This is a genomic window from Haloarcula mannanilytica, assembly GCF_005406125.1.
GTDB lineage: Archaea > Halobacteriota > Halobacteria > Halobacteriales > Haloarculaceae > Haloarcula > Haloarcula mannanilytica.
The window spans coordinates 856,888-870,895 of sequence record NZ_BIXZ01000001.1; the positions used below are offsets into that span (position 1 = coordinate 856,888).

Sequence of the window (14,008 nt, forward strand, 5' to 3'; positions counted from 1 at the left end):
AACATCATTATTCCACCTAGCCTTCCTGACTGGGGGTCAAATCAGGCAAAACTGTCGGCCTCGCCCAAACATTTATACGTGATTGGCTTTTCTCCGTAAAAGAACACATGGAACGGCCGACGCGCCAGCGGGATTCTGACCAGGAGGAACGCGAGGAGGAGTCCGAGAGCACGGGCCAGCAGACCTGTCCCGAGTGTGAGTCGGAGTCCATATCCAGCGACGGCGGCGGTGAGCTCGTTTGCGAGGACTGTGGCCTCGTCATCGAGGACGAGAACATCGACCGCGGGCCGGAGTGGCGGGCGTTCAATCACTCTGAACGCCAGTCCAAGTCACGCGTCGGAGCCCCCACGACCCAGACGATGCACGACAAGGGGCTGACCACACAGATCGACTGGAAGGACAAGGACGCCTACGGTCGGTCGCTCTCCTCGGAGAAGCGGAGCCAGATGCACCGCCTCCGGAAGTGGCAGGAACGCATCCGAACCAAAGACGCCGGCGAACGGAACCTGCAGTTCGCGCTGTCGGAGATCGACCGCATGGCGAGCGCACTGGGCGTCCCCCGGTCGGTCCGGGAAGTCGCCTCGGTCATCTACCGGCGAGCGCTCAACGAAGACCTCATCCGCGGTCGCTCCATCGAGGGCGTCGCCACCGCCTGCCTGTACGCGGCCTGTCGACAGGAAGGCATCCCCCGCAGTCTGGAGGAAGTCTCGGACGTGTCCCGCGTCGAGCAGAAGGAAATCGGGCGGACGTATCGCTACGTCGCTCAGGAACTCGAACTGAAGATGGAGCCGGTCGACCCCAAGCAGTACGTCCCGCGCTTTGCCTCCGAACTGGAACTCTCCGAGGAGGTCCAGTCCAAGGCCAACGAGATCATCGACACCACCGCCGAGCAGGGCCTGCTCTCGGGGAAATCACCCACCGGCTACGCCGCTGCGGCCATCTACGCCGCTTCGCTGCTCTGTAACGAGAAGAAGACCCAGCGCGAGGTCGCCGACGTGGCCCAGGTGACTGAGGTCACCATCCGAAACCGGTATCAGGAGCAGATCGAAGCGATGGGCATCCACTGATCGGATAGCACTCACCTCCCTTTTGTTGGCGCTCACGAGCGACCGGTAGTCGTGGGTCAGTTGTGTCGAGCAGCCCGGCTCCGATGCCAGCTATTGTCGCCACTGCCGTCGTACAGAACTATCCGTCTGGACGGCGATACTGTCGGTATGTCATCGGCTGACCCGCAAAAGTGGATCGTCCGTCTCGTCATCGGACTGGTGGTTCTCTTTGCCCCTGCGCTGTTCGTCGTCGCCACGCTTGAGTTTCTCATCCTCTCCGGCGACCTCGCGCTCAACGAGATTTCGCTCATCGAGTTCCTCGAACTGTATCTCATCGACCTGGTCTTGTTCGTCGTGCTCGGCTACGGCGTCTACCGACTGACGTTCTGGCTCATCGAGAACCAGCTTCCTGACGCGCTCGACACCATCGCTGAGACTGAAGCGGCTGACGCGACTGACGAATCAGACGCCACTGAGACCCGCACTGAGGACTAATCCTGACTCCGTCGAATAAAATCAGCGTGCAGTGACTCACTCCCGAAACGGGACTGCTCACGGATCACTTCCGTCGCGGCTCGCGGTCCTGCGAGATCCGTTCACCGCTCACGGGTCACTTCGTTCCCCGTTCGCATTGTCGAGGGCCGCTCACTTCGTTCGCGTCCCTCGCACTGTTCGGGCCCCTCGCTAATCGTCCGCGACTGCCATCGTTTCCTCGCCAGTCTCGCTAACTGATCCGAGGTTCATCATCGCCAGCAGCGCGATGAGGCCGAAGCCGACCTTCGTGACCACGTCGAGGTAGACGATGACGAGCGACGCCGTCTCCACGTCCATCAGTCCCAGCCCCGGCGCGCCGACCAGCCAGACGACCGGGTACACCAGCCAGAGGACGACGACGAAGTTCCGGAGCGTTCGGTAGAGGCTCATCTCCACGTCCGAGAGCGTCGACTCCGCGGCCGCCGCGACGTTCCGGTAGAGGAGGTAGATGACGCCGCCGAACAGTGCCGCACCGACCGCGAACAGCCCGTAGCTGACCGGCGACGGCGTGACCGCGCCGGCAAAGCCAAAGACGATAGTCAGCGCCTGCAGGACGACGAGTTTCACCGTGTCCTGTCGGCTCGCGCCGGCGAGCAGCGCCAGGAACAGGACGTTGATCGGGGTCGTCAACAGCCAGTCGACGTAGCGGATCACGTACACTGCGTGGCCCTCAGTTTGAATCGATCCGAAGCCCATCGCCATCAGCGCGTAGGCGACGATTGCGATACCGGGAATCGCAACCAACAGCAGGTACCGCTTTCGCGTCTCTTCGGGGACGAGCGTGTAGCCATAGGCCAGCACGGCCGTCCCGAGCAGTTCGCCCAGTAGTCCCAGCGTAAACCAGGTGGTTATCGTTGCCATTGTTAGTCGTCCCCCACCGCGGCGGTGCTGTCGGTGTCCGTCCCGGCCGAGTTTTCGACGGTGAAGCGGTCCAGAAGCGATTCGAGATCGTTAGCCCGCTGGCGCAGTTCCGTCGCCGAATCCGACACTTCGTCGATAGACGCCGACTGGTCCTGTGCCGCGCCGGCCACGGTATCGGCCTCCGTCGCGGTCTGCTGACTGATCGTCGTCAAGTCGTCGATGGTCTCCATCACGTCCTGTGCGGTCCGGGCCTGCTCCTCGGTCGCCCGGTCGATCTCCTGAATGCCGGTGTCGACCTCCTCCGTGTACTCGACGATAGTCTCCAGCGCATCGACGGTCTCCTCGACCGTCGAGACGCCTTCGGTGATCCGGGTGCTGGTCGACTCCATCGTCTCGACGGTGTCGCCGGCCTGCTCCTGGATGCCCTCGATACGCTGTTCGATGTCGGCAGCGGCCTCCTTTGTCTCCTCTGCGAGACCCTTGATTTCGTCGGCGACGACGGCGAACCCCTCGCCGTCCCCGTCGGCGTGTGCCGCTTCGATGGAGGCGTTCAGCGCGAGCATGTTCGTCTGCTCGACGATCTTCGTGATGACGCCGACGATCTCGCCGATCTCGTCGAGTTCGTCGTCGAGGGCGTTGATCTCCTCGACGGTCTCGCCGGTCTCGTCCTCGATAGCGTTCATCTCCGCGATGGCCTCCTGTGCGGCTTCACGGCCGTCCTCACCGACCTCGGCGGCCGACTGGGAGGTGGTCGCGACCTGTTGTGCTGAGGAGGCGACCTGCTGGGCGGTCGCCGAGAGGTTCTGCATCTCGGCGGCCGCCGATTCGAGTCCCTCGTTTTGCTCGGTCGTCCCCTCGAAAATCTCGTTGATAGACTTCGACACCTGTTTGCTCGCCTGGTCGACCCGTTCAGCGTTCGAGTTGACGCGGTCGCTGGACTGGATGACGTTCGTCGCGAACGCCTTCATGTCCGCGATGGTGTCTTCGAGCGCATCCAGCGTCGTGTTGATGTCCTCGCCGACCTCGGCCATCGCCTCGTTCATACTGTCCGTCTCCACCCGGGCGGTGAGGTCGCCGTTGGCAGCGGCCTCAAGCGCGTCACTGTACTGCTGGGCCTTGAGTTCGAGATGGCCGGTCAGCGCCTCCATCTCGTTGCGTTCGGACTCGACTTCCTCACGGGCGGTTTCCGCCCGTTCCTTCGCTTGTTCGGCCTCCTCACGGGCGGTTTCGGCCTCAGAGATCTGTGTGCGGAGGTTCGTCCGCATATTGTCGAAGGCCCCGTACAGCGTCCCGAACTCGTCTTCACGGGATGTCTCCAGGTCGATGTCGAGGTCGCCATCGGCCATCGCTTCGGCCTTCGCGGAGAGCCGCCGGAGCGAAGCGATGGTGTTGCCGCCAATCGTGACCCCGATGAGGCCGAGGTTGACGACGGCGAGCAGAATGAGTCCGATGAGGTCGGAGTTGATCTGGTCGCTCAGCGCGTAGGCGACCGCCGGGTCCGAATGGACCATGACGACCCAGTCCTGGGATTCGAGTCGGGTGAGCCCCATCAGCATACTGTCAGTTTCATGGAAGGAACTCTGTCCGGGTTCGAGGGTCCCAAGCGGGTTCGACTCCATCTGCGAGATCGGTGCGGTCGCGCCGATCATCGAGGTGTTTGGGTGCGAGACGAACTCGCCGTCAGTGCTGACGACCGTGGTGAACGACCCCTCACGCTGGTTCGAGACCTGGTCGGCCTTCTCGCGGAGGTCGATCATATACACGAGCGCTCGGTTGTCCTCCCCTGGAATCGGCGAAACGACGGCGATTACCGGGTGATCGACGACCGACACGGAGAACGGTTCCGTCACGTGTGTGTCGTCGGGGCTGTCGAACTGCGGCGGGTTCGTGGCGAACGGAGCCCCCTGGTCTGCGGCGTTCACGCCGATGAAATCCCGGTTCGAACTGGCCCGGATCTCGTTCGTTTCGGTGTCGAGATAGTGAACCGCGACGACACCGGGTGGCAACTCCTCGTTCGTGTGTAGTTGCTCCAGTCGTTGCTGTTTCTCCGTGCCTGTCCCCTCGGTAAATACGGGGAGTCGCGACGTTGACCGGACGTTCCGCCGCGATGTCGTCAGCCAGTCATCTAACTGTGCGGCCTGTGTCTCTGACAGTGCTGTGATGTCGTCCGTAACGTCTTCCTCCAACGTCGCGGACGCCTGAACACTTGTCAGGACACCGACGGCGATAATGATAATTATCGCGAACGAAAGCGCCACCCCGAGTCTGGCAGCGTAACTGCCGGCAATAAAACTCGGGAGTGGCGAGCCCCTATCTGATTCCATCGTCCAGTGTTATGGAAAGCCGCTAATAAAGGGTTGTTACGCAATTTTCATGGCTGATAAGCAGCTTCGCCGGAGCGCCGAAATCGGTGCCACGATACGGCACACGCCAGCATTCCCGTGGGGAAATGTTTTCCCGATCCCACGTGACCAGTTCCCTAATGCGCGCTGTACGATTCCACGAGTACGGCGGGGCGGACGTGCTCCGCGTCGACGACATCGACCGACCCACACCAGGTCCCGAGGAGGTCCTGCTCGAAGTAGAGGCCGCGGCGGTCAACCCGGTCGATACGTACTTCCGAACCGGCGACTACGAACCGGGCGAGCTACCCTGGACTCCCGGCTCCGACTGTGCCGGGACCGTCGCCGCGACCGGCGAGAGCGTGGTCGACTTCACCGAGGGCGACCGGGCGTTCGCGACCGGGCTGGGCAACTGGCTTCAGGGGACCTGTGCGGAGTACGTCACCGTCCCCGAGTCGCATCTGGCGCACCTCCCAGAAGGGGTGTCCGCCGAGGCGGGGGCAGCCGTCGCCCTCGTCGGCGTCACCGCCTGGCAGACGCTCGTCGACGCCTGCTCGCTGGAACCGGCCGAACGGGCGCTGATTCACGGCGGCAGCGGCGGCGTCGGCCACCTCGCAGTCCAGTTGGCGGCGGCAAACGGGGCCAAGGTCACCACGACCGCCTCGCCGACCTACCACAGTCAACTGGCCGACCTCGGCGCAGACGATGTGTTTGATTACAGCCGTGACGACCTCGCCGATGCAGTGGTCGACGCCGGCGCACCGGACGTGATTCTCGACCACCGGCTCGACGACTACCTCGCGTTCGACGCCGAGGTGGCCGCCCAGGGCGCTCGGATCGCCGCTATCGGCAACACCGACCTCGCGGCGACCTTCGAGAACGTCCCGCGCTGCCGGGCGAAAGCCCTCAGTGTCCACCACGTCTCGATGTTCAACACGCCCGAGTTCGGCGCAGTGCTTTCCCGGCTGGCGACGCTCATGGCCGACGGCGAACTGACGCCAGTCGTCGCCCGCCGCTACGACCTCGACGAGGTCTCCCGGGCCCACGAGGACGTGCTGAACGACAGCTTCCTCGGCAAACTCGTCGTTACGCTGTAGCGCTGCCGCCGCAAGCGGGCCGCCGTCGGTGTTCGAGACCCGTCCCGGACGACTGGAGACGGACCTTTATCGGCGCGCCAACTGTTGACACGAGTATGTCAGTCGAATTTGACTTCGGCGGCGAGGTAGCACTGGTCACCGGCGTCGGCGGGGCGCTGGGCAGCGCAGTCGCGAACGCCTTCGTTGAGGCCGGCACGACCGTCTGTGGCAGCGACATTATCGAGCCGAACACGGAGGATTTCCTGCTGGCCGAGCCCGACCGTGTGGACTTCTACCAGGCAGACCTCAGCGACGAGGACGACGTTGCCGCGACCATCGACGCAGTCATCGACGAACACGGGCGACTGGACTACCTGCTGAACATTGCCGGGACCTGGCGCGGCGGCACACCGATCCACGAGACGGACGCGGACACGTTCGATTTCCTCTTCGACGTGAACCTGAAGACGATGTTCCTGGCGTCGAAACACGCCGTGCCACACCTGCAGGAAACGGAGGGGGCAATCGTCTCCGTCTCGGCGCGGTCGTCGCTGGAAGGTGGTGAGGGCGACGGCATCTACCGGGCGTCGAAGGCCGGCGTCCGACTGCTGACGGAGACCATCGCCGAAGAGAATCTCGGGACGGTGCGAGCCAATGCCGTGATGCCGAGCGTCATCGATACGCCGATGAACCGCGAGATGATGCCCGACTCCGACTTCGAAAAGTGGGTTGATCCGAAAGACATCGCGGACGTGCTGTTGTTCCTCTGTTCAGACGCCGCTACGGTCACGAGCGGCGCGGCAGTGCCAGTGTACGGCGAGGCCTGACCCAGAGAGTTAGTCCGCCCTGTCGAGTCGCAGTGTGACCGTCGCGCCGTCGTCGTCGTCCGCGCCGAATTCGAGTGTGCCGCCGTAGGCCTCGACGACCCACTTGGACAGCCACAGCCCCAGTCCGTTGCTGTGGGTTAGCTGCGTTACCTCTTGGTCGCCGCTGATCAGGTCACGCTCGCTCTCCGGGATACCGGGGCCGTCGTCGCTGACCGACACCGTGACGGTCTTTCGCTCGGCCGTGACATGGATGTCTACCGTCGCTGGGTCGCCACCATGGACCAGCGCGTTCTCGATTAGTTCACTGAGTGCGATTGCGAGTGGATCGCCGGCCAACGCACGGACGGACTCGTCAGTGCGCACGGTCACTGTAGCGTCGGGGAACTGCGGTCGCAGCTCCGCGACGGAGTCCTCGATGAGAGAGCCGATAGTCACCGGCTCACGATTGACCTCGTCGGTCTCGATGAGGTCGGTCACCGTCTCGACCTGACTGTCTATCTCGGCGAGGTCAGCCCCCACCGTTCGGACGCGGCCCCCGATGTCGTCCACGTCCGGGTTCGGAGTGCCGGCGAGGGCGTCGCCGAGCCCGAGCAACACCTGCGCGCTGTGTTTCAGGTCGTGGCGGATGAGGCGGTTCATCACGGTCGTCTTCTCCCGCTGGCGCGCGAGGTTCCGCGCCCGTATCCGCCGGACATCGTTCACACCGATGAGGACGTGCGCGGTGGCGCTGACGCCGACGATGATCGTCCCGCTGAAAAGCGGCGCGAGGAGCGTCGCCCCGCTGGCCCGCTGGTAGAGCAGAATCAGCACCAGCACGGCGGACGTTGCGACGATGCCGAGGAGGTTCCAGCCGGCGACTCTGAGCACGTGTTTCGTCCGGAGATCGCTGCGGAGCAGGACACCGCTACCCGCGAGAAATCCGAGGCCGATCAACAAGCCAAACACCGCGATCACCGTCTCGACGAGGCCGTTTGTGACGCCAATCAACTGCCGTGCTGACACCAGTCCCATCCCTCCGCCGGTCAGCGTAAGCGTCCCGCACCCGAGAATACGTTTCGTAGTCACGTGTACCCTCTGTCGGGAAACGACCGGCAAAAAGGTATCACCGCGATTCTCTCGGTTGATACTGTTCGGGTTCGAAGGGGACGTTTCCGCACCGGTACCACCGACTGGTACCGCGGACGAGAATCACGGTGGTTTTATTCGCCAAAGGAATATCCGGCGTCACAATGAGTGACAGAGAGACGTGGGCGTCACGGCTCGGGTTCATCCTCGCAGCCATCGGTAGCGCAGTCGGGCTCGGAAACATCTGGCAGTTCCCGTTCAAGACCGCGACGAACGGCGGCGCGGTGTTCCTGGTGTTCTATCTCGCGGCCGTGTTGCTCATCGGCTTCCCGGCGATGCTGGCGGAGTTCGTCATCGGACGGCGAACGAACCGCAATGCCGTCGACGCGTTCGCCGAACTCGGCTTCAAGCAGTGGCGAATCGTCGGTGGCCTGGGTGTCTTTACGGGCTTTTGGATTCTCTCGTATTACAACGTCGTCGGGGGGTGGGTCATGCGGTATATCCTCGGCAGCGCGACGGGTGCATACTTCGGCAACTCCGCGGAGTACTTCGGCGCCATCTCCAGTGGTCCAGAGGCCATCGCCGGACAGGCGCTGTTCCTGCTGATCTGTGTCGGCATTGTCGCAGTGGGTGTCGAGGACGGTATCGAGAAAGCGACGAAAGTGATGGTCCCCAGCATCGTTGTCCTCATGCTCGGGATGGCGGCCTGGGTTACCACGCTTGACGGGGCAGGGGCTGGCTACAGCTACTTCCTCTCGCCGGACTTCTCGACGCTGGCCGCGAATGCCGGCGACCTGATCCCGTTCGCAGTCGGACAGGCGTTTTTCACCCTCTCACTGGGGATGGCGGCCATGATCACCTACTCCTCGTACATCGGTGACGACGAGAGCCTCCCGGTTGATGGGGGCATCATCGTCGTGACGAACACGCTCGTCGGTGTGCTTGCGGGGCTCGTCGTGTTCCCGATTCTCTTCGCCATCGGCGTCAGCCCCGACACCAGTGGCCCGTCGGCTATCTTCGTTGCGATGGCGTCGGCGTTCCCACAGCTCCCCGGGGGGCGACTCCTCGGCGTCGTGTTCTTCGGCGTTGTCCTCATCGCCGCGGTGTCCTCCGCCATTAGCCTTCTCGAAGTTGTCGTCTCTTATGGCGTTGACAACACGTCGTACTCGCGGGTCCCACTGGCAGCACTGCTCGGGGTTGGGCTGTTCGTTCTGGGTCTGCCGTCAGCCTGGGACCTGGCGTGGTTTGGCTGGTTCGATACGCTCGCGTACAAGCTGTTCCTCCCGCTGTCGGTACTGCTGATCCTAGTGTTCGTCGGCTGGGTCCTTTCCTCGAACGCAGTTGCTGAGCTCCGGCAGGGGACGGGCGGCCTCCGGGCGTTCGGCCCGACCTGGCTCTGGATGGTCCGGACGGTGGTCATCCTCGGCGTCATCCTGACGCTGGCACTGGGACTGCAGACGCTGTTCCTCGCTGAGGACCCCGCGATCATCCCGCCGATATAAACAGCGTCTAGCTTCAGTTTTCAGCTTAGTCGGACTCAACCCCGCGCGGTTCGTCGGGGAGTCCAAACCCTTCGGTCGCGGCGTCTGTCTCGTTGGTGCCGTCCGAAAACAGCGAATGGATATCGACCGAGTTGCTGCCAAGCACCGCAAATCCCGCGAAGATAGTCAGGAAGCCAACGACCGCCGTCGAGGTGATGGCCTCGCCGAGCAAGGCCCAGCCGCCCAGCGTCGACACGACGGGGACCACATAGAAGATGAGGTTGGCCTGGATCGCACCAGTCACATCGAGCAGGCCGAAGTAGGCGATGTAGGCGACCGCGCCGGCAAAGATGCCGACGTACAGCAGGGCGGCGATAGCCGTGGGGGACCAGACTGCCGTGGCCGCTGATTCGCCCATGCCGACGCTCAACGCGTGACAGAGAACAGCCGCGACGGGGAGCGCCCACGCCGTCCGGACCGTACTCGACAGGCCACCGTTGGACCACCGGATGAGGACGCTGCCCAGCGCCGCGCTGGCCGCGCCAGCGAACAGGACGAGCTTGCCGATGCCACCGCTGAGGAGCATCGCCGGATCGGGGCTGACGACGAGGCCGACGCCGAGCAGGCCGATAATCATGCCGAGCCCACCGCGGGCCGAAAGCCGCTCGTCGGAGAGCAGGATAGCGGCAAAGACCGGCGTCAGAATCGGGTTGAGACTGAAGACGATGGCAGCCACCGCGCTGGTGGCGGACTGCTGGCCGACGAACAGCAGCGCGTTTGCGAGGCCGATAGCGAACAGACCCGTCGAGAGAATCGCCAGTACGTCGCCGCGGGTCCGCGGGACCAGTTCGGCCCGGGACCGCGTCACAACGACGTAACCGAGCAGGGCAACGGCGGCGATGTCGAACCGAAGCGCGACGAACAGAAGCGGCGGGAGATACGACAGGCCGGCCTTCGCGCCGACGAAGGTGCCGCCGAACAGGACGCTGGCGACCGCAGCGAAGGCGAGCGTGCGGCGTGAAATCATCGCCCCACCTCGTATATGATTTCTGAAACGACTGCACAGCCGACAGAGAGAACGTATAGAGAAACCTGAGTCATCGTACTCTACGGTACGGGATCGAGGCTTATAGGGCCGTTTAGAAAATATTACATAACGCGAAACGGCCAAACACCCGTGACGAACATTCACGGTGTGAAATCATTTCATGCTGCGAAAGTACTTTAGGACGCAGTGCCCAACGCGGCGGTATGGAATCGGCGCTCGAAGAGATCGAGTTCCTCGCGCTCTCGTCGAACCGGGTCGAGGTGTTACGCCTCCTGGCAGCGGAGCCACATTCGCGCGGGGAACTTGCGACCGAAACCGGCGCGTCGCAGGCGACGCTCGGGCGGATCATCGCGGATTTCGAGGAACGGTCGTGGATACGCCGGACGGGCGGCGAGTACGTCGCCACGGCGACGGGCCGTATCGTCGCCGACGGGTTCACTGACCTGCTGGACATCCTCGAAACCGAGCGGGGACTGCGCGATATCGTCCAGTATCTCCCCACCGACGAGATGGAGTTCGACCTGCGGCACCTGGCCGACGCGACGATTACCGTCCCGAGCCAGACGCGCCCGAACGCGCCGGTCCAGCGGCTGCTGGACCTGCTGCGGGACGCCGAGGAGGTCCGGACGTTCTCGCATGCGTTCAACGACCAGACGATCCGGGTCGTTCAGGAGCGGGTGGCTACCGGGGGACAGCGGTTCTCGGGCGTGTTCTCGCCCGGCGCGATTGACGCGCTCACAGCGGACGACCGGCTCCGAAATCGGCTCGAATCGCTGCGTGCCGAACCGGACGCGTCGCTCCGGGTCCGGACCGACGGTGTGCCACTCGCGGTGATGATCGCCGACGACGTGGTCCACCTGTTGCTGCGGGACGACAGCGGCGTCCTGCAGGCGTCTCTCGACACGACTGCACCGGCCGTCCGCGAGTGGGCCATCGAGACGTTCGAGGCGTACTGGGAGTCCGCGGAGCCGCTCTCGGGGTCGCTGTGACTCCGCCTCGCTGTAAAACGTCGACCGTCAGCTACCGGACCAGATACGGGTCCTCACCCGGCATGAACCGCCCGAGGTCCGCCTCGCGGCGGTAGTCGGTTTCTAACAGCGCAGTCAGCGCATCGACGAGGGCCGTCTCGTCGTCGTCGGTCCACTCCGCGGGCTCTTTGATGGGGTAGACGAGCCAGCCGCTCCCGACGACTTCCGTTGCGTGGCGGGCGTCCATATCTATCGAGTCGGTCGGCTCGGCCGTCGTGTTCGCGAACACGTGTCTGGTGGCGCGCTCGCCGACGGGTAAGAGCACGTGGGCGGTGATCGCCCGGAGTTCTGTGTCAAACAGCGGCTCGAAGTCGTCGTAATCCGTCTCTGTGGGCGGGTCGCCGCCGCACATGTACAGATACGACAGGTACGTCTTCTCGACGGTCGGCGGGTCGCCGGCTTCGCGCAGGAGTCCGGCCGTGACGAGCGCCCGCTGGAGTCGCTCGCTCGCGGCATTGCCGGTAAACGGGACGCCGGACACCGCGCCACCGTGGATACCCGGATGGTCGCCGATGACGTGGAAGTGGGCGTTGGCGTCGCCGTACCCCGGGACGAACGGCTCACAGGGTGCGTCGAAGCCGAAGGGGTTGTGCTGGCGGGCCGTGACGTTCTTCACGCGCGATGGGAGCGTGCCATCACCCAAAACTCCGCCGGTTTCGGCCATCGAATACGGCAAATAATGGTTAACTTTGATAACGCTTTTCTCGGATGCCCGCAAGGAGTCGGATATGCTCCGGTCCGGGAGAAGTGATATCGCGTGAGCCACGATGACCGTGTCGAGGACCTTCGAGAACGAAAAGCTGCGGCCGAGCGGGGCGGTGGTGAGGAGCGGATCGAGGCCCAGCACGACCGCGGGAAACTCACCGCCCGCGAGCGCATCGACTACTTCCTCGACGAGGGCACCTTCGTTGAGATCGATTCACTTCGAGAACACCGCTCGACGAACTTCGACATGGCCGACAAGAAAGTACCGGGAGACGGCGTTGTCGTCGGCTACGGCAAGGTCGACGGCCGCCAGGTGTACGTCTTCGCCCACGACTTCACCGTCTTCGGCGGGTCGCTGGGCGAGGCGTTCGCACAGAAAGTCTGTAAGGTGATGGACAAGGCCATCGAGACGGGCGCGCCCATCATCGGCCTGAACGACTCCGCCGGCGCGCGGATTCAGGAGGGTATCGACTCGCTGGCAGGCTATGCCGACATCTTCCACCGCAATCAGCAGGCCAGCGGCGTCGTCCCGCAGATTTCGGCGATTATGGGGCCGTGTGCCGGCGGTGCAGTGTACTCCCCATCGATTACCGATTTCGTCTACATGGTCGAAGAGACCAGCCATATGTTCATCACCGGGCCGGATGTCATCGAAACGGTGACCGGCGAGGAAGTCGGCTTCGACGAACTCGGGGGTGCGAAGACCCACGCCTCCGAGTCCGGCGTCGCCCACTTCACGGCCGCCGACGAGAAGGAGGCGATGGACGACATCCGGTATCTCCTCTCGTACCTCCCCCAGAACAACGTCGAGGACCCGCCCCGCGTCGACCCCTGGGACGACCCCGAGCGCCAGGACGAGGAACTGAAGACGGCCGTCCCCGACGCGCCACAGAAACCCTACGACATGACGGATGTCGTCGGACGTATCGTCGATGAAGATTCCTTCTTCGAAGTCGCCGAGGACTTCGCTCGCAACATCGTCATCGGCTTCGCCCGCATGGACGGCCACAGCGTCGGCATCGTCGGCAACCAGCCCCGTGTCAACGCCGGGACGCTCGACATCGACGCCTCGCGGAAGGGCGCGCGCTTCGTCCGGTTCTGTGACGCGTTCAACATCCCGATTCTCACGTTCGTCGACGTGCCCGGGTTCATGCCCGGCAAGGACCAGGAGCGCAACGCCATTATCAACCACGGCGCGAAGCTCCTGTACGCCTACTCCGAGGCCACCGTGCCGCTCGTGACCGTCATCACGCGGAAGGCCTACGGCGGGGCCTACGACGTGATGGCGTCGAAGCACATCGGCGCGGACATGAACTACGCCTGGCCCACCGCCGAAATCGCCGTGATGGGGCCACAGGGCGCGGTGAACGTGCTCTACGACGACGAACTGGAAGACGCCGACGACGTGGAGGCCCGCCGCCAACAGCTTATCGACGAGTACCGCGACGCCTTCGCCAACCCCTACACGGCGGCCGAGCGCGGCTTCGTCGACGACGTTATCGAACCCCAGGAGACCCGGCCGCGGCTCATCGACGACCTCGACCTCCTCCGAGGGAAGCGAAAGGACCAGCCCGACCGTAAGCACGGGAACATCCCACTGTAACGATGGCGACTGACACAGACTCGGCGGTCGACGCCGAACTGGTCGCGGAAATCGCCGCACAGCTCGATGACGCCTCGACGGACGAGGCGGCCGCCATCGCCGTCGCCGTCGGCGCACACCTCACCGACCGCCAGCGCGCGGCCGCAGCGGCAGCGGCGGCCGCCGCAGCGGACGACGGGGACTCCTGGGACGGCAAGCAGTGGTCGTTCTCCGGGCGCGTCGAAGCCACGCAAAGACGGTCCGTTCGAGTACGCTCCGACGCGCCGACCGACCCCTGGAGTGCCGCCGGGCGAACCGAGCGGTTCTGACCGCGAGCAGTCCTTCTGTCAGTCCGCTGGCCGTGCGCTGACTAGATCTGCGTGTGTGCACCATACTAACACAATTTTATATGA

Annotated in this window: 13 protein-coding genes; 8 read left to right on the forward strand and 5 right to left on the reverse strand. The window is 64.1% G+C overall.

All coding sequences use genetic code 11. From position 1 onward, the window contains the following. Window positions 1-107: 107 nt before the first annotated feature. The gene (locus Harman_RS04345; protein ID WP_008310442.1) at window positions 108-1,067 is read left to right on the forward strand and encodes a transcription initiation factor IIB; all 960 of its coding nucleotides are present in this window, start codon (window positions 108-110) and stop codon (window positions 1,065-1,067) included. Window positions 1,068-1,214: 147 nt separating this feature from the next. After that, window positions 1,215-1,541: a hypothetical protein gene (locus Harman_RS04350; RefSeq protein ID WP_137682577.1), complete on the forward strand. Its 327-nt coding sequence runs from the start codon at window positions 1,215-1,217 to the stop codon at window positions 1,539-1,541. 189 nt (window positions 1,542-1,730) lie between these two features. Here Harman_RS04350 and sop2 read toward each other — a convergent pair whose 3' ends face one another. Further along, window positions 1,731-2,441, reverse strand: a complete 711-nt coding sequence (gene sop2 / locus Harman_RS04355; protein WP_137682578.1) for a sensory rhodopsin II — start codon at window positions 2,439-2,441, stop codon at window positions 1,731-1,733. A 2-nt stretch (window positions 2,442-2,443) separates the two neighbouring features. Beyond that, window positions 2,444-4,699 (reverse strand): methyl-accepting chemotaxis protein, encoded by a 2,256-nt coding sequence (locus Harman_RS04360; RefSeq protein WP_137683129.1) that lies wholly within the window; start codon window positions 4,697-4,699, stop codon window positions 2,444-2,446. A 224-nt stretch (window positions 4,700-4,923) separates the two neighbouring features. On the opposite strand from Harman_RS04360, the gene Harman_RS04365 reads away from it, so the two are divergent. Together Harman_RS04365 and Harman_RS04370 are read left to right on the forward strand one after the other, a co-directional pair. After that, complete coding sequence (locus tag Harman_RS04365) at window positions 4,924-5,880, forward strand: NADPH:quinone reductase (protein WP_137682579.1); 957 nt, start codon at window positions 4,924-4,926, stop codon at window positions 5,878-5,880. Window positions 5,881-5,975: 95 nt separating this feature from the next. Then, complete coding sequence (locus Harman_RS04370; protein WP_137682580.1) at window positions 5,976-6,686, forward strand: SDR family oxidoreductase; 711 nt, start codon at window positions 5,976-5,978, stop codon at window positions 6,684-6,686. A gap of 9 nt (window positions 6,687-6,695) precedes the next feature. On the opposite strand, the gene Harman_RS04375 is transcribed toward Harman_RS04370, so the two are convergent. After that, window positions 6,696-7,751 (reverse strand): sensor histidine kinase, encoded by a 1,056-nt coding sequence (locus Harman_RS04375; RefSeq protein WP_137682581.1) that lies wholly within the window; start codon window positions 7,749-7,751, stop codon window positions 6,696-6,698. Window positions 7,752-7,915: 164 nt separating this feature from the next. Here Harman_RS04375 and Harman_RS04380 point away from each other — a divergent pair, with 164 nt between their 5' ends. Next, on the forward strand, window positions 7,916-9,253 hold the full coding sequence (locus Harman_RS04380; RefSeq protein ID WP_137682582.1) for a sodium-dependent transporter: 1,338 nt from the start codon (window positions 7,916-7,918) through the stop codon (window positions 9,251-9,253). 25 nt (window positions 9,254-9,278) lie between these two features. On the opposite strand, the gene Harman_RS04385 is transcribed toward Harman_RS04380, so the two are convergent. Continuing rightward, entirely contained in the window at window positions 9,279-10,259 is a 981-nt protein-coding gene (locus Harman_RS04385; RefSeq protein ID WP_137682583.1) for a DMT family transporter, read from the reverse strand. A gap of 224 nt (window positions 10,260-10,483) precedes the next feature. On the opposite strand from Harman_RS04385, the gene Harman_RS04390 reads away from it, so the two are divergent. Further along, a complete protein-coding gene (locus Harman_RS04390; RefSeq protein WP_137682584.1) occupies window positions 10,484-11,269 on the forward strand; it encodes a helix-turn-helix transcriptional regulator in 786 nt (261 codons plus the stop codon). A gap of 31 nt (window positions 11,270-11,300) precedes the next feature. Here the strand turns inward: Harman_RS04390 and Harman_RS04395 are convergent, their stop codons facing one another. Next, window positions 11,301-11,924, reverse strand: a complete 624-nt coding sequence (locus tag Harman_RS04395) for a uracil-DNA glycosylase family protein (RefSeq protein WP_137683130.1) — start codon at window positions 11,922-11,924, stop codon at window positions 11,301-11,303. 141 nt (window positions 11,925-12,065) lie between these two features. On the opposite strand from Harman_RS04395, the gene Harman_RS04400 reads away from it, so the two are divergent. Next, window positions 12,066-13,616: an acyl-CoA carboxylase subunit beta gene (locus tag Harman_RS04400; protein ID WP_137682585.1), complete on the forward strand. Its 1,551-nt coding sequence runs from the start codon at window positions 12,066-12,068 to the stop codon at window positions 13,614-13,616. A gap of 2 nt (window positions 13,617-13,618) precedes the next feature. Beyond that, window positions 13,619-13,924, forward strand: a complete 306-nt coding sequence (locus Harman_RS04405; protein WP_137682586.1) for an acc operon protein — start codon at window positions 13,619-13,621, stop codon at window positions 13,922-13,924. Window positions 13,925-14,008: the final 84 nt, after the last annotated feature.

Excerpts from the sequence above, each read along its gene's own strand:
- Harman_RS04390 (WP_137682584.1), top strand. The coding sequence starts at position 10,484 with ATGGAATCGGCGCTCGAAGAGATCGAGTTCCTCGCGCTCTCGTCGAAC.
- Harman_RS04345 (WP_008310442.1), top strand. The coding sequence starts at position 108 with ATGGAACGGCCGACGCGCCAGCGGGATTCTGACCAGGAGGAACGCGAG.
- Harman_RS04405 (WP_137682586.1), top strand. The coding sequence starts at position 13,619 with ATGGCGACTGACACAGACTCGGCGGTCGACGCCGAACTGGTCGCGGAA.
- Harman_RS04365 (WP_137682579.1), top strand. The coding sequence starts at position 4,924 with ATGCGCGCTGTACGATTCCACGAGTACGGCGGGGCGGACGTGCTCCGC.
- Harman_RS04350 (WP_137682577.1), top strand. The coding sequence starts at position 1,215 with ATGTCATCGGCTGACCCGCAAAAGTGGATCGTCCGTCTCGTCATCGGA.
- sop2 (WP_137682578.1), bottom strand. The coding sequence starts at position 2,441 with ATGGCAACGATAACCACCTGGTTTACGCTGGGACTACTGGGCGAACTG.
- Harman_RS04380 (WP_137682582.1), top strand. The coding sequence starts at position 7,916 with ATGAGTGACAGAGAGACGTGGGCGTCACGGCTCGGGTTCATCCTCGCA.
- Harman_RS04385 (WP_137682583.1), bottom strand. The coding sequence starts at position 10,259 with ATGATTTCACGCCGCACGCTCGCCTTCGCTGCGGTCGCCAGCGTCCTG.
- Harman_RS04370 (WP_137682580.1), top strand. The coding sequence starts at position 5,976 with ATGTCAGTCGAATTTGACTTCGGCGGCGAGGTAGCACTGGTCACCGGC.